At 73.9% G+C, this 17,813-nt stretch carries 14 protein-coding genes; 12 read left to right on the top strand and 2 right to left on the bottom strand.

Going from position 1 to position 17,813, the window contains the following annotated elements; translation table 11 throughout:
• Positions 1–32 precede the first annotated feature (32 nt).
• Positions 33–590, bottom strand: coding sequence for a DoxX family protein (locus ABGA99_RS07365; protein WP_347576497.1), 558 nt, complete (start codon positions 588–590; stop codon positions 33–35).
• Between the two features lie 127 nt (positions 591–717).
• Here ABGA99_RS07365 and ABGA99_RS07360 point away from each other — a divergent pair, with 127 nt between their 5' ends.
• The 4 genes from ABGA99_RS07360 to ABGA99_RS07345 all read left to right on the top strand — a co-directional run bounded on the left by ABGA99_RS07360 (position 718) and on the right by ABGA99_RS07345 (position 5,587).
• A complete protein-coding gene (locus ABGA99_RS07360; protein ID WP_347582349.1) occupies positions 718–2,358 on the top strand; it encodes a CYTH and CHAD domain-containing protein in 1,641 nt (546 codons plus the stop codon).
• A gap of 89 nt (positions 2,359–2,447) precedes the next feature.
• Complete coding sequence (locus tag ABGA99_RS07355; RefSeq protein WP_347582348.1) at positions 2,448–4,415, top strand: TIGR03960 family B12-binding radical SAM protein; 1,968 nt, start codon at positions 2,448–2,450, stop codon at positions 4,413–4,415.
• Positions 4,416–4,736: 321 nt separating this feature from the next.
• A complete protein-coding gene (locus tag ABGA99_RS07350) occupies positions 4,737–5,033 on the top strand; it encodes a hypothetical protein (protein ID WP_347576494.1) in 297 nt (98 codons plus the stop codon).
• A 143-nt stretch (positions 5,034–5,176) separates the two neighbouring features.
• Positions 5,177–5,587 carry a rodlin gene (locus ABGA99_RS07345; protein ID WP_347576493.1) on the top strand — a complete coding sequence of 137 codons (411 nt, stop codon included), beginning with the start codon at positions 5,177–5,179 and terminating at the stop codon, positions 5,585–5,587.
• 181 nt (positions 5,588–5,768) lie between these two features.
• Here the strand turns inward: ABGA99_RS07345 and ABGA99_RS07340 are convergent, their stop codons facing one another.
• Positions 5,769–6,269: a hypothetical protein gene (locus ABGA99_RS07340; protein WP_347576492.1), complete on the bottom strand. Its 501-nt coding sequence runs from the start codon at positions 6,267–6,269 to the stop codon at positions 5,769–5,771.
• A 138-nt stretch (positions 6,270–6,407) separates the two neighbouring features.
• Here ABGA99_RS07340 and ABGA99_RS07335 point away from each other — a divergent pair, with 138 nt between their 5' ends.
• The 8 genes from ABGA99_RS07335 to obgE all read left to right on the top strand — a co-directional run bounded on the left by ABGA99_RS07335 (position 6,408) and on the right by obgE (position 17,744).
• Entirely contained in the window at positions 6,408–6,962 is a 555-nt protein-coding gene (locus tag ABGA99_RS07335) for a GNAT family N-acetyltransferase (protein WP_347576491.1), read from the top strand.
• 70 nt (positions 6,963–7,032) lie between these two features.
• On the top strand, positions 7,033–8,367 hold the full coding sequence (locus ABGA99_RS07330; protein WP_347582347.1) for a hypothetical protein: 1,335 nt from the start codon (positions 7,033–7,035) through the stop codon (positions 8,365–8,367).
• Positions 8,368–8,559: 192 nt separating this feature from the next.
• Positions 8,560–9,342: a TIGR03936 family radical SAM-associated protein gene (locus ABGA99_RS07325; RefSeq protein ID WP_347576489.1), complete on the top strand. Its 783-nt coding sequence runs from the start codon at positions 8,560–8,562 to the stop codon at positions 9,340–9,342.
• A 223-nt stretch (positions 9,343–9,565) separates the two neighbouring features.
• Positions 9,566–13,780, top strand: coding sequence for an Rne/Rng family ribonuclease (locus ABGA99_RS07320; protein ID WP_347582346.1), 4,215 nt, complete (start codon positions 9,566–9,568; stop codon positions 13,778–13,780).
• A gap of 198 nt (positions 13,781–13,978) precedes the next feature.
• Positions 13,979–15,328, top strand: a complete 1,350-nt coding sequence (locus ABGA99_RS07315) for a phospholipase D-like domain-containing protein (RefSeq protein WP_347582345.1) — start codon at positions 13,979–13,981, stop codon at positions 15,326–15,328.
• A gap of 193 nt (positions 15,329–15,521) precedes the next feature.
• The gene (gene rplU, locus ABGA99_RS07310; RefSeq protein ID WP_347576486.1) at positions 15,522–15,845 is read left to right on the top strand and encodes a 50S ribosomal protein L21; all 324 of its coding nucleotides are present in this window, start codon (positions 15,522–15,524) and stop codon (positions 15,843–15,845) included.
• A 13-nt stretch (positions 15,846–15,858) separates the two neighbouring features.
• Positions 15,859–16,116, top strand: a complete 258-nt coding sequence (gene rpmA, locus ABGA99_RS07305; protein ID WP_101424544.1) for a 50S ribosomal protein L27 — start codon at positions 15,859–15,861, stop codon at positions 16,114–16,116.
• Between the two features lie 182 nt (positions 16,117–16,298).
• Positions 16,299–17,744, top strand: a complete 1,446-nt coding sequence (gene obgE, locus ABGA99_RS07300) for a GTPase ObgE (protein ID WP_347576485.1) — start codon at positions 16,299–16,301, stop codon at positions 17,742–17,744.
• The last annotated feature ends 69 nt before the right edge of the window (positions 17,745–17,813 follow it).

Genomic DNA, 17,813 nt, shown 5'->3' with positions numbered 1-17,813 from the left:
CCCCGGCGCTACGGAGCCGGGGCCCGCCCGCGTCACAGCCGCCGCAGGAACAGCACGCCCACCCCCGCCGCCGCCCCCAGCAGCACTGCGGCCACCCCCGGGGCGAGCCGTCCGCCGCGCCCCAGCGCACCGTCGACCGAGACCAGCCCCGCCCCGGTCAGCGCCAGCGCCACGCCCGCGGCACCGAGCAGGAACTCGTACTCGATGCCCCGCGCATCCGTCGCCGCAATCGGCCCGCTCCAGTCGAAGCCCCACCTGACGGCCACCGCGTTGATCATCACGCCGATCACCGAGGCGGCCGCCAACGGGGTGAGGAAGCCGGCGACCAGGGCGAACCCGCCGACGATCTCGCTCAGCCCCAGTACCCACGTCATCGTCCGCCCGGAGGGATAGCCGGCCGCGGCCAGCGTCGCCGCGGTCGAGTCGAACCCCGGTCCTTCGAACCAGCCGAGGAGCTTCTGCGCCCCGTGGCCCGCCATGATCACGCCGACCACCGCCCGCAGCACCAGCAGCCCGGCGTCCACACCGGTCACGCCCTCCTCGATGTCCTCGGCGTAGCTGATGGCGGGGATGGTGCGCGTCTGGGCCATGGGCGAGCTCCTTGTCGTTCAGGCGCGACGCTAGGACACCCCCCGGGCCCTCGCCACCCGGCACATTCCCGCGATCCGACGCCGCGCACCTCATGACCAATCGCCCATCCGAGGCTAAATTCGATTCATGGTGGACACGGTGCGCGAGATCGAGCGGAAGTACGAGCCCACGGCGGACACCCGCGAACTGCCCCCGCTACCGGACCTGACGGGCGTCGACGGAGTCGCGGCGGTGGTCGAGCAGGGCACCGCTTTGCTCGACGCCGTGTACTACGACACCGCCGCCCGCCGGCTGGCGGCCGACGGCATCACGCTGCGGCGCCGCACGGGCGGCGACGACGCGGGCTGGCATCTGAAGCTGCCGGTGGCCGCCGGCGTACGCGACGAGATCCGCGCCCCGCTCGGCGAGGGCGTCCCGCGCCGCCTCGCGGCCCTCGTCCGCTCCCGTACGCGGGACGCCGAGCTGGCGCCCGTCGTCCGCATCCGCTCGGAGCGGGACGTCCACCAACTGCTCGGCGCGGACGGCGAACCGGTCGCGGAGGTCTCCGTCGACCGGGTGACCGCGGAGCGCCCGGAGACGGGGGCGACGGCGCGGTGGGCCGAGGTGGAGGCCGAGCTGAGCGCCGGGGCGGACCCGGCGGTGCTGGACGCGGTGGACGCGGCGCTGACCGGGGCCGGGCTGCGGCGGTCGGCGGCGGCGTCGAAGCTGGCGCGGGCGCTGGCGGAGACGGACGGGACGAGGACGAAGGACGGCAAGAGGACCAAGGACGGCGGGAAGCCGAAGGACGGCAAGAACGGCAAGAACGGCAAGGGCGGCAAGGGCGGGAAGGGCGGCAAGAAGAAGACCGCGGACAAGAAGAAGAGCGCCGGCAAGAAGAAGGCGGACGGCAAGAAGCCCCCGGAGCCCGCCGCCCGTCCCGCCGGCGACGTCGTCCTCGACTACGTACGCGCCCAGATCACCGCCGTCGTCGAGCTGGACCCCGCCGTCCGCCGCGACCAGCCCGACTCCGTCCACCAGATGCGCGTCGCCAGCCGCCGCCTGCGCAGCACCTTCCGCAGCTACCGCGCCGTGCTCGACCGCACCGTCACCGACCCCGTCTCCACCGAACTGCGCTGGCTGGCCGGGGAACTCGGCGTCGACCGCGACCGCGAGGTGCTCACCGAGCGCATCCACGCCGGCCTGGTGGAACTGGAGCGCCCGCTCGTCCTCGGCCCCGTCCGCGGTCGGCTGCGCACCTGGTCCGCCGCCCGCCGCACCGGCTCGCGGCGCCGGATCGTCGCCCTGCTCGACGGCCGCCGCTACCTCGCCCTGCTCGACGCCCTCGACGGCATCCTGGCCGACCCGCCGCTGCGCACCGCCGCCGGCCGCCCCGCGGAGCCCGTACTCCGCAAGGCCGTCGACCGGCAGTACCGGCGCTTCGCCGGCTCCCTGCAGGAGACCTTCGACCTCGCGCCCGGCCCCGACCGCGACACCGCCATCCACGAGACCCGCAAGGCCGCCAAGCGCACCCGCTACGCCGCCGAGGTGGCCCGCCCGGTCCTGGGCCGGGAGGCCAAGACCGCCACGTCGCTGATGCGGGAGGTCCAGGACCTGCTGGGCGACTACCAGGACGGCGTGCTGGCGCGGGCCGCGCTGCGGGAGATCGCGGTGCAGGCGCAGGCCGCGGGGGAGCCCTCGTTCACGTACGGCGTCCTCTACGCGCGCGAGGAGGCGCGCGCGGCGGAGCTGCGCGACCGGCTTCCGCGGCTGTCGCAGAAGCATCTCTGAGCAGCGCGAAGAGGGGCACGCGCGGGGCGCGCGCTACGCTGAATGGTCACCCGCGTACGTACCACAGGATCGCCGAGGACAGCTTCCCGATGACTGCCGTGCCCGCACCCACCGTCGAGTCGGTCTTCCCTCGCCTGGAAGCCCTCCTGCCGCACGTCCAGAAGCCGATCCAGTACGTCGGCGGTGAGCTGAACTCCACCGTCAAGGACTGGGACGCGGTCGACGTCCACTGGGCGCTGATGTACCCGGACGCGTACGAAGTCGGCCTGCCCAACCAGGGCGTCATGATCCTGTACGAGGTGCTGAACGAGCGCGCGGACACCCTCGCCGAGCGCACGTACAGCGTGTGGCCGGACCTGGAGGAGCTGATGCGCACGCACGACGTGCCGCAGTTCACCGTGGACAGTCACCGCCCCGTGCGCGCCTTCGACCTCCTCGGCGTCTCCTTCTCCACCGAGCTGGGCTACACCAACCTCCTGACGGCCCTCGACCTCGCCGGCATCCCGCTGGCCGCCGCCGACCGCGGCGACGACGACCCGATCGTCGTGGCCGGCGGGCACGCCGCGTTCAACCCGGAGCCGATCGCCGCCTTCGTGGACTGCGCCGTGATCGGCGACGGCGAGCAGGCCGTGCTGACGATGACCGACATCGTCGGGGCGTGGAAGTCCGAGGGCCGCCCGGGCGGGCGCGAGGAGCTGCTGCTGCGGCTCGCGAAGACGGGCGGGGTGTACGTCCCGTCGTTCTACGACGTGGAGTACCTGCCCGACGGCCGCATCGCCCGTGTGGTGCCGAACCGCTCCGGCGTGCCGTGGCGGGTCTCCAAGCACACCGTGATGGACCTCGACGAGTGGCCGTACCCGAAGCAGCCGCTGGTGCCGATGGCCGAGACCGTGCACGAGCGGATGAGCGTGGAGATCTTCCGCGGCTGCACCCGCGGCTGCCGCTTCTGCCAGGCCGGCATGATCACCCGGCCGGTACGGGAGCGCAGCATCACCGGCATCGGCGAGATGGTCGACAAGGGCCTGAAGGCCACCGGCTTCGAGGAGGTCGGCCTGCTGTCGCTGTCCTCGGCCGACCACAGCGAGATCGGCGACGTCGCCAAGGGCCTCGCCGACCGCTACGAGGAGGACAAGGTCGGCCTGTCGCTGCCCTCCACCCGGGTCGACGCCTTCAACATCGACCTGGCCAACGAGCTGACGCGCAACGGCCGCCGCTCCGGCCTGACGTTCGCCCCGGAGGGGGCCACGGAGCGCATCCGCAAGGTCATCAACAAGATGGTCTCGGAGGAGGACCTGATCCGCACCGTCGCCACCGCGTACGGCAACGGCTGGCGGCAGGTCAAGCTCTACTTCATGTGCGGGCTGCCGACCGAGACCGACGAGGACGTCGTGCAGATCGCGGACATGGCCGCCAAGGTCATCGCCAAGGGCCGCGAGGTCGCGCGGTCCAACGACATCCGCTGCACCGTCTCCATCGGCGGTTTCGTCCCCAAGCCGCACACGCCCTTCCAGTGGGCCCCGCAGCTCTCCGCCGAGGACACCGATGCCCGGCTGGAGCAGTTGCGCGACCGCATCCGCGCCGACAAGCGGCACGGCCGCGCCATCGGCTTCCGCTACCACGACGGCAAGCCCGGCATCGTCGAGGGCCTGCTCTCGCGCGGCGACCGCCGCGTCGGCGACGTCATCCGCGCCGTCTACGAGGACGGCGGCCGCTTCGACGGCTGGCGGGAGCACTTCTCGTACGAGCGCTGGATGCGCGCCGCGGAGAAGGCCCTCCCGTCGCACGGGGTGGACGTCGACTGGTACACGACGCGCGAGCGCTCCTACGAGGAGGTCCTGCCCTGGGACCACCTGGACTCCGGCCTGGACAAGGACTGGCTCTGGGAGGACTGGCAGGACGCGCTCGACGAGACCGAGGTCGAGGACTGCCGCTGGACGCCCTGCTTCGACTGCGGGGTGTGCCCGCAGCTCGACACGGAGATCCAGATCGGCCCGACGGGCCGGAAACTGCTGCCGCTGAGCGTGGTCGACGGCCGGACGGGCGGCAACGCGGGTTGACGCGGGCCGGCTTCGGGCCGGCTGACGACACCCGCACGCGCGGGCGAAGAAACGGGTGAGCCCCGGGCCGGAAAGCCGGCCCGGGGCCTTTTCCATGCCCGGCCACCGGTGCATTTCATGGCATTCCGCCACTACCTTTCCGGGTTACGCCGACAATCGCATCAATGCTCCGGATGGGGGACATGCACGGGATTGCTCCTCGTCCCGTGTCGCAGGCACGCCGCCCTCGTTTCGACTAACGAAGGTGGGGTTTGGGGAGAGCGGCCGTCGCTCCGACGGTAAGGAATCGCTCCGAAGACTCCGTGGCGGAAAGGATGCCAAGTGAAGTACGTCAAGTCTGCCGTGGTCCTGTGCGGTGCCGCTCTGGCAGTCGGCACCGCCGGCCCGGCGGGCGCCCTCGACCCCGGGCTCACCAACCCGGATCTGAGTCTGGACGCCGCGGCCCAGCAGGCCGTGGAGGGTCTGGTCAACCGGCCTCCGACCGAAGTGGTGCAGCAGAGCCTGCCGGTCGACGGGCCGGCGGTCCGAGAGCTCACCCGGCCGGTCGACAAGACGGCGCACGACGTCATCCAGGGCGCCCTGCCGAAAGACTCCCTGGCGCCCGCCGGCACGCAGTGACGCGGCGGCTCCTGAGCGGTCGGTTTCGCTCCGGACATCATCCGGCCGTCCGAACGGGCGCTTTCGGACAACTCACTGAAGGGTGCGGAGTTCCCCAGCGTGCCCGCATCGATGTTCCCTCTGGTCGAAAAGGAATGAGCCTCATGAAGAAGTACCTGAAGACCGCGGCGGTCGCCGTCACCATGCTCGGCGCCTCGGCGATGGCCGCCCCGCAGGCACTGGCCGCCGACGACACCGGCGACGGCCCCTACGCCAACGGCAACGGCTCGACGCAGGCTTACGGCAATACCCAGACGGGCGGCTACATGAGCCCGAACATGGCCCTGGTCAACGGCTCGTTCAACGAGCCCTGCATCGCGCTGCCGCAGGCCGCGAAGAACGTGCAGAACATCCTCGGCCTGGCTCAGGTGGGCGTGAGCGAGGTCCTGAGCCAGAACCAGAACCAGACCTGTGCCAAGAACTCCAGCGCGGACCAGGGCGACGCCCCGCTGTCCCACCTGCTGGACGACTTCCCGATCCTCTCGGGCAACGGCGCGGGCAACGACGCCGGCTGAGTCCGGCACCACGCGGGGAACCCCGGTACCCGGCCCGGGGCGAGTCGTACTCGCCCCGGGCCGGGGCCTTGTGCGCGGCACGTACGGCGGTCGGCTACGGCGGCGACCGTCCACGGCGCACGCAGACGGCCCGCGGAGCGTTCTCCGCGGGCCGTCTGCGCCGGGTTGCCGGGCGGCCGGCTCAGCCGACGAGCCCCGAGACCACCGGGCCGGCCGTCGGCAGCTCGCTCAGCGACGCGCCCTCGGCCAGCGGCCCGGTGACCGCCGCCGTGCTCACCGGCGCACCGCCCTCGCCGATCGCGGTGCCCACCGAGTTGTCCAGCGGGTCGGAGCCGGTCTTGGCCATGGGGTTGAGCCGGAGTGCCGTCAGCGGTGTGATCGCCGTGCGCCTGGCCGTGTCCGCGCCCTGGCCGACGCCGGTCAGCGCCGCGGCGACCTGGTCCTTCTCGATCTTGTTGTCCTCGCCGATCTTCAGTTCGTCCAGCGTGTCCAGCACCCTGCCCGTCGTGTCGTCCGCGGGCGCAGCGGCCGCGCCTGCGGCGCTGCCGGCCGCGAGCGCGGAGCCGGCCGCCGCCGCGATCAGGCCGGCGCGCAGCAGGGCGCGAGGGGTACGGGAGGGGAATCGGGAGGCGTGCTGGCCCATGGTCACCACCAGTGAGGAATGGAACACTTTCCGTGCCATGCTTCCACAAAGCCCTTGATTCCCGGAAATCCTCCCTTGCGCCTCACCCTGCGCATCCGCCTCAACTGATTTGTGAATACGCTGTGACCTCCGGTTATCCGGTTGCCGCGGCGCTCCGAACCCCGTAAGCATGGCCCGATGCCGCAATTGACCACCCCCCACGTTCGGTTCCGCGCCTCCTTCGCCGGGGCGATGAAGGAGTTCGAGGCCGAGGGCAGGGGCGCGGTCGGCGACGACACGTCCATCGGCCAGGACCTGCGCCGCTGGCGCCGGCGCTGGCACGACCCCGCGGTCTTCGCCTCGTATGTCGCGGGACTGCGGGCCGAGGCCGACGAGACGATCCCGATGATCCGCCCGGGCTGGGTGCACTGCACCACCCTCTGGTACGTGGACGGGGACGCCTATCTCGGCCGCATCGCCATCCGGCACTCGCTCACCGGCTGGCTGCGGGAGCAGGGCGGGCACATCGGCTACGACGTCCGCCCCACCGCCCGCCGCCGCGGCCATGCCACCGCCATGCTGCGCGACGCGCTGCCCGTGGCCCGCGATCTGGGGCTCGGTGAGGTGCTGGTGACGTGCGACCACGACAATGTGGCGTCGAGGAAGGTCATCGAGGCCAACGGGGGCGTGTTCGAGGACCGGCGCGGGCTGAAGCTGCGGTACTGGGTCGCCACCGGGGCGGCGAAGGAGTAGCGCGACGGGGTTCGGGGGCACGTCCGGGCCGGCCGCGGCCGGTTCGCCGGGCGACGAGGGGATGAGGGTCGTGGCCCAGGAGTGGGAACGGAACCGGGAACGGCGCGGGGAGCGGTACGCGCCGGCGCCGCCCGGGGGCGGCGGGGGCTGTCTCGCGGGGCCGGTCCGGTGGGTGGTGCTTGTCCTCGTGGTGCCGGTGCGGGCCGTGTGGGACGTGCTCGTCGCCGCCGCGAAGGGGCTAGGCGCCGGGCTGCTGTGGCTGGGGGAGCGGCTGGTGGCGGCGCCCGCGGTGTGGCTCTGCCGGCAGGTGCTCGCGCCCGTGGGCCGGGGCGCCGTGTGGTCCCTACGCGCGGCCGGAGCGGCGGTGGCGTGGGTGTGGCGCCGGCTCGTCGTCGCGCCCGTGGTGTGGGGGTGGCGGTGGCTCGTCGCGGCGCCGGCCGCCTGGCTGTACTCGTACCTCCTGACTCCCCTCGGCCACGGGCTGCGCCGGCTGCTCCACGCCCTCGTCGTCGCTCCCGCGACGGCCCTCCACCGCTACGTCCTGCGTCCCGTCGGCACCGCCGTGACCTGGGTCTGCCGCGCCGTGGTCGGCCTGGTCGCCGCGGGCGCGCGGGCCACCGGTGCCGGCGGCCGGTGGCTGGCGTACACCCTCGTCGTCGCGCCGGTGTCGTGGACGTACCGCCGGGTGCTGACGCCCGCCGGGCACGGCACGGTGCGGACGCTGCGCCGGACCGGCCGCGGCATCGCCGCCGGGGCGCGCGGCGCGGCGGCGGGGGCGGCGTGGATGTGGCGGTGGACCGTCGCGGCGCCCGCGGTCTGGGTCCACGGGCACGTGCTGGCGCCGGTGGGCCGGGGCACGGTGCGGCTGCTGCGGGCCGCGGGAGCGGGGCTGGCGTGGACCTGGCGCCGGCTGGTCGTCGCCCCGGTGGCGTGGGGGTGGCGGTGGCTGGTCGTGGCGCCGGTGTCGCTGCTCTGGTCGTACGTCCTCAAGCCGCTCGGTCTCGGCCTCCTCTGGCTGGCCCGCGGACTCGTGACCGTCGCCGTTCTGGTGCTGAGGGCGCTCCTCGCCCCCTTCGTCCTGCTCTGGCGCCACGTCCTCGCCCCCGCCTGGGCCGTCGCCGGGCGCTTCACCCGCCGGCTCTGGAACGCCACCGCCCGCCCCGCGGGCCGCGCCGTCCGTGACGGCTGGCGCGCCGCGCGGGACGCCGTCGCCGCGGCGCGCGCCACGGCCCGCCGCACCCGCCTGGAGCTGCGCTCCGCCCTGGTCGGAGCCCCGCGGAGCCCTGTCCCGGAGACGGCGCCGCACGCCCCCGAGCCGCCGGCGCGCGTGCGGCCGGCCGATCTCCCGGCGCCCGCCGTGGACCTGGCCAAGCACGGGCCGCGGCGGGGCGGCCGGCACCGCTGACGGACGGTTCCGTCCCGGTGCCGGCGGCCGGCGCCGTGTCCGGTCGACATACATGAGAGATACATGAAAGGCCGACGGAGCGGAGCCGCCGGAAAGGCGGGCACGTACCCTGGGGGCAGGACAAGCTCACGGACGAAGGACTGAACGACTCTGGGCAAGCGACAGCCCGAAGGCCCGCCGCCCGCACCCGCGGTGCAGCGCATCCGACTCCGCTACACCAAGCGCGGCCGCCTCCGGTTCAACAGTCACCGCGACTTCCAGCGCGCCTTCGAACGGGCGCTGCGCCGGGCCGAGGTGCCCATGGCGTACTCCGCCGGCTTCACCCCCCACCCCAAGGTCTCGTACGCGAACGCGGCCCCCACGGGCACGGCGAGCGAGGCCGAGTACCTGGAGATCGCGCTCACCGAGGCCCGCGACCCGGAGTTGCTGCGCGCGCTGCTCGACGAGTCCCTGCCCACCGGTCTCGACGTCGTCGACGCCGTCGAGGCCCGGGCTCCGGGACTCGCCGACCGGCTGGGGGCGTCGGTGTGGGAGCTGCGGCTCGACGGGGTGCCGCCCGCCACGGCGAAGGAGGCGGTCCGCGCCTTCCTCGCCGCGGAGACGGTCGAGGTGGAACGGCAGACGAAGAAGGGGATGAGGACCTTCGACACGCGCGGCGCGGTGGCCGCGCTCGATGTGCTCCAAGACGGGGGCGATAGGCCACAGGCGGGTCCCTGTGCGATACTGCGGCTGGTAGTGCGGCACCTGACACCTGCCGTACGACCCGACGACGTCCTGTCCGGCCTGCGAGTCGCGGCTGACCTGGCGCCGCCGGTCCCGGCAGCGGTGACCAGGCTGGCGCAGGGGCCGCTCGACGCGGAGACCGGCACGGTGACCGATCCGCTCGCGCCGGACCGCGACGATGCCACGGCCCTCGCCGCCACACCGCAGGTCGCGAACGGAACCCCGCTCATGGCAGGGGACGGCACCGGATAGGGACGGTGTCGAAGCGCCGCCGGTGGACGAGGGAGCCACCCCGGGCCCGGCAGGCGCATGGACCAGCAGACTTTCGCCGGTCCGCCCGAGGAGGGCGGGTCCGGCGAGCGAGACAAGAGCCCTCGCGCGGCGCATACGTCCCGGGCGGTGGCCCTGTGCACGGCACGGGCGCCGCCGCCGTACGGGGAGTGGCGCCCGGGGGCGTGACGGGAGAACCGCCCGCATGCTCGAACCGATGGAGCCCTCGGAAGCGCAGTCGCCTTCCGCGGGCAGCACCGCCGATGCCGAACCGGCCGTCGGCGGACCGCTCGACACCCCCAGCGACCGCCTGCCCTTCCGCCGCCGGCGTGCGGCGGCGGAGCCGGCGGGGGAGGTGTCGCAGAGCACGTCCGCCCGGTGGGGCGGGGACGTGCAGAGAGCGACGGAGCCGACCGCCGGGAACCCGGGGCCGGCGCTGACGTATGAGCCCGCCGGGGAGCCGGCGGGCGCGCCCGCACTCGCGGGGCCGGCCGCAGGAGCAGCGGAGGCCACCGGGTCGCCCGCCGCCGCGGACCGGGAGATCACCGCCGGGACGGCGGCGGCGGAGCCGGGTTCCGGTACCGCCGCCGCCGCGCCGGCGAGGCGTTCGCGGCGCAGGGTCGTCCGCGACGCCGGCACGCCGGAGGCTGCCGCGCCGGACACCCTCGCGGTGCCGGTGGGCGAGCAGCCCGGTCCCGCGACGTCCGGGCACGCCGTGCCCGTGTCCGTCCCGGAGCCGGCAGCCGAGGCCGCGCCGCCGCGCAGGCGGCGGGTCGTACGGGACGCGGGGACGCCGCAGGCGCCCGCCGCCGATGCCGTACCGCAGCCCGCCGCGGCCGGGGACGCCGCCACCACAGACCACCATGACAGCACCGACGAGGGAGCCCACACCGTGGCCGACAACGAAACAGAGGCCGACGGCGCCGACGCTTCCGCCGATTCCGGTCCCCGCCGCAGGCGACGCCGGGTGACCCGCACGGCGGGCACCCCGGTCGCCGGCGCCGAGCAGGCGCCGCAGCCGGCGGCACCGGAGCCGGTCGCCGAGGCCGCGCCGCAGGCCGAGAGTGGCCCCGCCGCCGCGGAGGCCCGGCCGGAGCCGGACGCCGACGCCGCCCCGAAGGGGCGCAAGCGCCGCCGGGTCGTACGCAGCGCAGGTACCCCGGAGACCGTGGAACCGCCCGCCGCCGAGCCGGCCGCCGACGCGGCCCAGGCCGCGCCCGCCGAGACCCCGGCGGCCGACGAGGAGCCGGCGCCGCGCACCCGTCGCGTACGCCGCCGCAAGACCGACGCCGAGGCCGCCGACGCCGCGGAGACCGCGGCCGACGCCGCGCCCGGCGACGAGCCCACCCAGGTCGGCGCCGCCTCCGCCGCCGGCGAGGACGCCGCCGAGCCCGCCGCGGGCACCCGGCGCCGCAGGTCCCGCCGGGTCACGGCCCCCGCGGGCGAGCCCACCCACGTCGAGCCCGCCGCCGAAGCCCCGGCGCCCGCCGACGCCGCCGAGTCCGCTCCGGCCCCGGACGCCGCCGAGCCGGCCGCCACCACCGGGCGGCGCCGGACCCGCCGCGCGACCGCTCCGGCGGGCGAGCCCGCCGACGCCGCGAGCGCGCCCGGCGAGGCCGCCGACGAGCCGCCCGCCGACTCGGGCACCGGCCGCCGCCGTACCCGCCGGGTCACCGCTCCCGCAGGTGAGCCGGCCGCCGAGGCCGCCGGCGCGCCCGGCGAGCAGGCCGCCGACGAGGCCGCCGCCGACTCCGGCACCTCCCGCCGCCGCACCCGCCGCGCCGCCGAGCCGGCCGCGGACGAGACCGCGGGGCAGTTGTCCGACGGCGGCGAGCAGGCCGCGCCCGGGTTCGGGGCCGCGCCGCTCGCGCTGTTCCAGGCGCCCGTGTTCACCGAGCCCGCCTTCCAGACGCCGCAGCGCGCCGCCGCCGAGGCGGCGGTCGGGCCCGAGGAGGCCGAGGAGCCCGAGGACACCGACGAGACCGGGGTCGAGGCAGAGGCCGAGACGGACGCCGGGACCGAGGCGCTGGACGAGACCGCCGAGGACGGCGCCGCCGAGGACCGCGACGAGCAGGATGACGACGGCGAGGACCGCGGCCGCCGCCGGCGCCGCCGCGGCGGGCGGCGCAGGCGCCGCGGCGAGGGCGCCGAGGACGGCGACCGCGGCGACGAGGCCGCCGAGGCCGAGGAGGACGCCCGCGAGGCCGACGCCGAAGCCGCGGAGGGCGACGCCGAGGACGGCGACCACGGCCGGGGCGGCTCCTCCAGTACCAGCAGCCGCCGGCGTCGCCGCCGGCGCCGCCGTACCGAGGGCGCGGACGGCGCCGAGGGGGCGCCCGACGACCCGGAGCGCACCGTCGTCAAGGTCCGCGAGCCCCGCGCCAAGTCCGAGCGCAGCGACGAGGTGCAGTCCATCAAGGGCTCCACCCGGCTGGAGGCGAAGAAGCAGCGCCGCCGCGAGGGCCGTGAGCAGGGCCGGCGGCGGGTGCCGATCATCACCGAGGCCGAGTTCCTGGCCCGCCGCGAGGCGGTGGAGCGCGTGATGGTGGTGCGCCAGCAGGGCGACCGTACGCAGATCGGCGTCCTGGAGGACAACGTCCTCGTCGAGCACTACGTCAACAAGGAACAGTCGGCGTCGTACGTCGGCAACGTCTACCTCGGCAAGGTGCAGAACGTCCTGCCCTCCATGGAGGCCGCGTTCGTCGACATCGGCAAGGGGCGCAACGCCGTCCTCTACGCCGGCGAGGTCAACTTCGAGGCCCTCGGCCTCGCGAACAGCCCCCGGCGCATCGAGCACGCGCTGAAGTCCGGCCAGTCCGTCCTGGTCCAGGTCACCAAGGACCCCATCGGCCACAAGGGCGCCCGACTGACCAGCCAGGTCTCGCTGCCCGGCCGCTACCTCGTGTACGTGCCCGAGGGCTCGATGACCGGCATCAGCCGCAAGCTGCCCGACACCGAGCGGGCCCGGCTGAAGACCATCCTCAAGAAGATCGTCCCCGAGGACGCGGGCGTCATCGTCCGTACGGCCGCCGAGGGCGCCAGCGAGGACGAGCTGCGCCGGGACGTGGAGCGGCTGCAGAAGCAGTGGGAGGACATCCGCAAGAAGGCGAAGAGCGGGAACGCGCCCACGCTGCTGTACGGCGAGCCGGACATGACCGTCCGCGTCGTCCGCGACATCTTCAACGAGGACTTCTCGAAGGTCATCGTCAGCGGTGCGAAGGGGTGGGACACCATCCACGGCTACGTCTCGCACGTGGCCCCGGACCTCGTCGAGCGGCTGTCGAAGTGGACGTCCGAGGTGGACGTCTTCGCCACGTACCGGATCGACGAGCAGCTGATGAAGGCGCTGGACCGCAAGGTGTGGCTGCCGTCGGGCGGTTCGCTGGTGATCGACAGGACCGAGGCGATGGTCGTCGTCGACGTCAACACCGGCAAGTTCACCGGCCAGGGCGGCAACCTGGAGGAGACGGTCACCAGGAACAACCTGGAGGCGGCCGAGGAGATCGTGCGGCAGCTGCGGCTGCGGGACCTCGGCGGCATCATCGTGATCGACTTCATCGACATGGTGCTGGAGTCCAACCGGGACCTGGTGCTGCGCCGGCTGCTGGAGTGCCTGGGCCGCGACCGTACGAAGCACCAGGTCGCGGAGGTGACGTCGCTGGGCCTGGTGCAGATGACCCGCAAGCGGGTCGGGCAGGGCCTGCTGGAGTCGTTCTCCGAGCCCTGCGCGCACTGCAACGGCCGCGGCGTGATCGTGCACATGGACCAGGCCACGGCGGCCGGGGTCGGCGGCGGCAAGCGGAAGAAGAAGGGCAAGGAAGCCAAGGAAGGCAAAGAAGCCAAGGAAGCCAGGGAAATCCAGGGCGGCGGCGAGGCCAGGGCGGCCAAGGCCGCGCCCGCGGAGGAGGTGGTCGCCGAGCCCGTCGAGGCGGAGCGGCCGGAGGCGGCCGAGCCCGCGGAGGCGGTCCGGCCGGCCCGTACCCGGCGGCGGGTGACCCGCAAGGCGATGTCGCCGGGCGGCCCGCCGCAGGCGGCGGAGCCGGCGGGCGAGGAGCCCGCCGGTGCGGAGACGGGGGCCGAGGCGGCGCCCGTGGCCGCGGAGCCGGCGGCGGAGCCCGCAGCGGCGTCCGTGGCGGCCGTGGAGCCCGCCCGGGGGCCGGAGCCGGCCGCTGCGGAGGCGGAGGCCGCGGAGAAGCCCCGGGCCCGTAAGAAGACCGCCGCCAAGCGCGCCTCCGCCAAGAAGGCCACGGCGAAGAAGGCCGCGGCCAAGAAGACGGCGAAGACCACCGCGAAGAAGGCCGCGACCAAGTCCGCCGCCACCAAGACGGCGACGAAGGCCACGGCCAAGAAGTCGGCCAAGAAGACCGCCGCGGCGGAGCAGGGCTCTCCGCCCTCGGTCTCCGTCACCACGGAGGACTGACGCCCGGCCGAGGCCGTACGCCCCTCGCCCCGCCGGTCCGCCGGCGGGGCGAGGGGCTTTCTGTCACCTTTTGTCCTCCCGCTTGACATCGGTTCCGTGCGCCGGTTTGGATACACCGCACTCGAACGCGCGGGCGCCCCCATCGCACGGCAGTCGAGGCAGCAGCCGCAGCCGTGCACCCAGGGGGTCGTTCCTGCCATGTCCGTGTTCAAGCCCACCGGACGCCACCGGGCCGTCTCGCCGCGCAAGGGCGCGCGCCAGGCCGTCGCGCTGGCCACCGTCCTGTCCGCCGCCGGCGCGCACGCGGTGAGCAGCGCGGGCAGCGCGGCGGCGGAGCCGCGGGTGTGGATCGAAGGGCCGATCTTCAACGACCCGCTGGGCACCGTGGACGAGCAGCACGCGATCCGTACCCGGCTGATCGAGCTGAGCGACGCCGCGGTCCCCGGCTCGGTGATCAAGGTGGCGGTCTACCACATCTGGGAGCAGCCGGTCGTGGACGCGCTCGTACGCGCCCGCGCGCGCGGCGTCGACGTGCAGGTGCTGCTGGACGAGTCGAGCCGCAGCGACCGGCCGGACAACACCATGTACGCGAGCCTGAAGGCGGCGCTCGGCACCAGCACGACGGCGCGGTCGTTCGTGAAGCTCTGCCCGGTCGACAAGTCCTGCCTCGGCGACCCGGAGTTCGGGGCGTCGATCATGCACAACAAGTTCTGGCTCTTCTCGGAGGTCGAGGGCGCACGGAACGTCGTCGTCCAGACGACCTCCAACTCCACCCCCTCCGCGCACACCAAGTTCTTCAACGACGCCCTGCTGCTGCCTGACAACCCGGCGATGTACGGGGCGTACTCGGAGTACTTCCGCGACATGGTCGGCGCCCAGTGGTCGACCTGGCGCTACCGCGCGGTGACCGCCAACAACGGCCTCTACAAGGCGTACTTCTTCCCGCGCGCCGGTACCACCAACAGCACGGACACGATCCACGCCGTCCTCGACAACGTCCGCTGCACCTACAAGGACGCCGCCGGAGTGACCCAGCGCACCCTGGTCCGGGTCGCGATCTTCAAGATCACCCGCAAGGCGATCGCCGACAAGCTCGTCGCGCTGAAGAAGGCGGGCTGCGGCGTCAGCCTCGTCTACGCCGAGTCCGACAGCGCGAAGAGCCAGGGCGGCACCCGCGGCACCTGGGACGTGCTGCACGCCTCGGGCGGGCCCTCGCTGCGCTGCTACAACGACGACCGCGACCCGCAGAACCCGGGCCAGAAACTGACCACGCCGTACATCGTGCACAACAAGTACGTGCTGATCGACGGCATGTACGCCGGCTCCCGGGACAAGCTGGTCTTCACCGGCTCGCAGAACTTCACCGGCCCCGCGCTGCGCGAGAACGACGAGGCCGTCGTCAAGATCGACAGCGACCCCGTGCACGACACGTACGTCGGCCACTACACCTCGATGCGGGACGTGGCGTGGCCCGGGACGGCGGACAGGACGAACCTGTGCCAGGGTGTGAAGTCGCTGCCCCAGGACGGCGAGCGCGCGCTCCGCTAGACCGGTTTGACCAGGCGGTCAAGGGGCCCGTACCCTGATGAGTCGGCGTGTCTGTATGACTCGCCAGGCTCCTGAGCAACTCCCTCCCGCAGTCTCCTCGTGAGCAGCGGGAGAGGCCGCTCATCCCATGTGCCCCAGCCGAGCGGCTGGCATCAGGGGTCTCCGTCGCGACTGAGGAAGAGAGCTGAAGCGCGTGTACGCGATCGTGCGCACCGGCGGCCGCCAGCAGAAGGTTTCTGTGGGCGACGTCATCGAGGTAGACCGGATGTCCAGCAAGAGCGTCGGCGACAACGTCGAGCTCTCCACTCTGCTCGTCGTCGACGGCGAGACCGTGACCAGCGACCCCTGGGTCCTGGACGGTGTGAAGGTCCAGGCCGAGGTCGTGGACCACCACAAGGGCGACAAGATCGACATCCTGAAGTACAAGAACAAGACCGGTTACCGCAAGCGGATCGGTCACCGCCAGTTGCACACCGCGCTGAAGATCACCCAGATCCCCGCGCCGGCCGCGAAGTAAGGACTGAGGAGAGATGGCACACAAGAAGGGCGCATCGTCCACTCGGAACGGTCGCGACTCCAACGCCCAGCGGCTCGGCGTCAAGCGCTTCGGCGGTCAGGCCGTCGGCGCCGGCGAGATCATCATCCGGCAGCGCGGCACCAAGTTCCACCCGGGCACGGGCGTGGGCCGCGGCGGTGACGACACGCTGTTCGCGCTGATCCCCGGCTCGGTCCAGTTCGGCACCAGCCGCGGCCGCAAGGTCGTGAACATCGTCCCGGCCGCCGAGTAAGCACCGGCTCCGGACACCACACACCTGATCCGAGGGCGGTCCGCCGCTCCGCACGTGCCACGGACGACGTGCGGGGAAGCCGGGCCGCCCTCGGCGCGTTCCCATGACGTCGTACGGCACGAGCGTTCCGTACGACACCGAACGACCCCCGATCGCACCTCACCGCCGGGAGGCACACCCTCATGACCACCTTCGTGGACCGCGTCACCCTGCACGTGGCCGCGGGCAACGGGGGACACGGCTGCGCCTCCGTACACCGCGAGAAGTTCCGGCCGCTCGGCGGCCCCGACGGCGGCAACGGCGGTCACGGCGGCGACGTCATCCTCACCGTCGACCAGAACGTCACCACCCTGATCGACTACCACCACACCCCCCACCGCAAGGCCACCAACGGCAAGCCGGGCGAGGGCGGCGACCGCGCGGGCGCCAACGGCAAGGACCTGGTCCTGCCGGTGCCGGACGGTACGGTCGTCCTCACCAAGGACGGCGAGGTGCTCGCCGACCTCGTCGGGCACGGCACCACCTTCGTCGCCGCCCAGGGCGGCCGCGGCGGCCTCGGCAACGCGGCGCTCGCCTCCCAGCGCCGCAAGGCCCCCGGCTTCGCGCTGCTCGGCGAGCCGGGCACCGCGCGCGACGTGGTGCTGGAGCTGAAGACCGTCGCCGACGTGGCGCTCGTCGGCTACCCGAGCGCGGGCAAGTCGTCCCTGATCAGCGTGGTGTCCGCGGCCAAGCCCAAGATCGCGGACTATCCCTTCACCACCCTGGTGCCCCATCTCGGCGTCGTCACCGCCGGCGCCGTGACGTACACGATCGCCGACGTCCCCGGCCTCATCCCCGGCGCCAGCGAGGGCCGGGGCCTGGGCCTTACGTTCCTGCGGCACGTCGAGCGCTGCTCGGTGCTCGTGCACGTCCTGGACACCGCGACCCTGGAGTCCGACCGCGACCCGGTCAGCGACCTCGACGTCATCGAGGAGGAGCTGCGCGCCTACGGCGGTCTGGACGACCGGCCGCGCGTGGTCGTCCTCAACAAGATCGACATCCCGGACGGCCACGACCTCGCCGAGATGGTGCGCCCGGACCTCGAAGAGCGCGGCTTCACGGTCTACGAGGTCTCGGCGGTCGCGCGTACGGGCCTGAAGGAGCTGTCGTACGGGCTCGCCGGGATCGTCGCCGCGGCGCGCGCGGCACGGCCCAGGCAGGAGTCCACGCGCATCGTCATCCGCCCGCAGGCCGTCGACGAGGCGGGCTTCTCCGTCGCCCGCGAGGGCGGCGACGCGGACCGGGCCCTGTTCCGTATCACCGGCGAGAAGCCGGAGCGCTGGGTGCGCCAGACCGACTTCGGCAACGACGAGGCCGTCGGCTACCTCGGCGACCGGCTCAACCGGCTGGGGGTCGAGGACCGGCTCCGCAAGGCCGGGGCGAAGCCCGGCGACGACGTCGTCATCGGCACCGGCGAGGACGCCGTCGTCTTCGACTGGGAGCCGGCCATGGCCTCCGGCGCGGAGATGCTGGGCCGCCGCGGCGAGGACCACCGTTTCGACGCCCCGCGGCCGGCCGCACAGCGCCGCCGGGAGCGGGACGCGGAGCGGGCGGAGGAGGAGTACGAGGACTTCGACCCCTTCGCCTGACCCGGACCCGGGCCCTGTACTGGACCCGGACCCGGTCCCCGGACGAACGACGGCGGCGCTGTGCGGCCG

It is taken from the genome of Streptomyces sp. B5E4 (assembly GCF_039871555.1).
Classification (GTDB): Bacteria; Actinomycetota; Actinomycetes; order Streptomycetales; family Streptomycetaceae; genus Streptomyces.
This window is presented reverse-complemented; position numbering and strand designations above follow the sequence as displayed.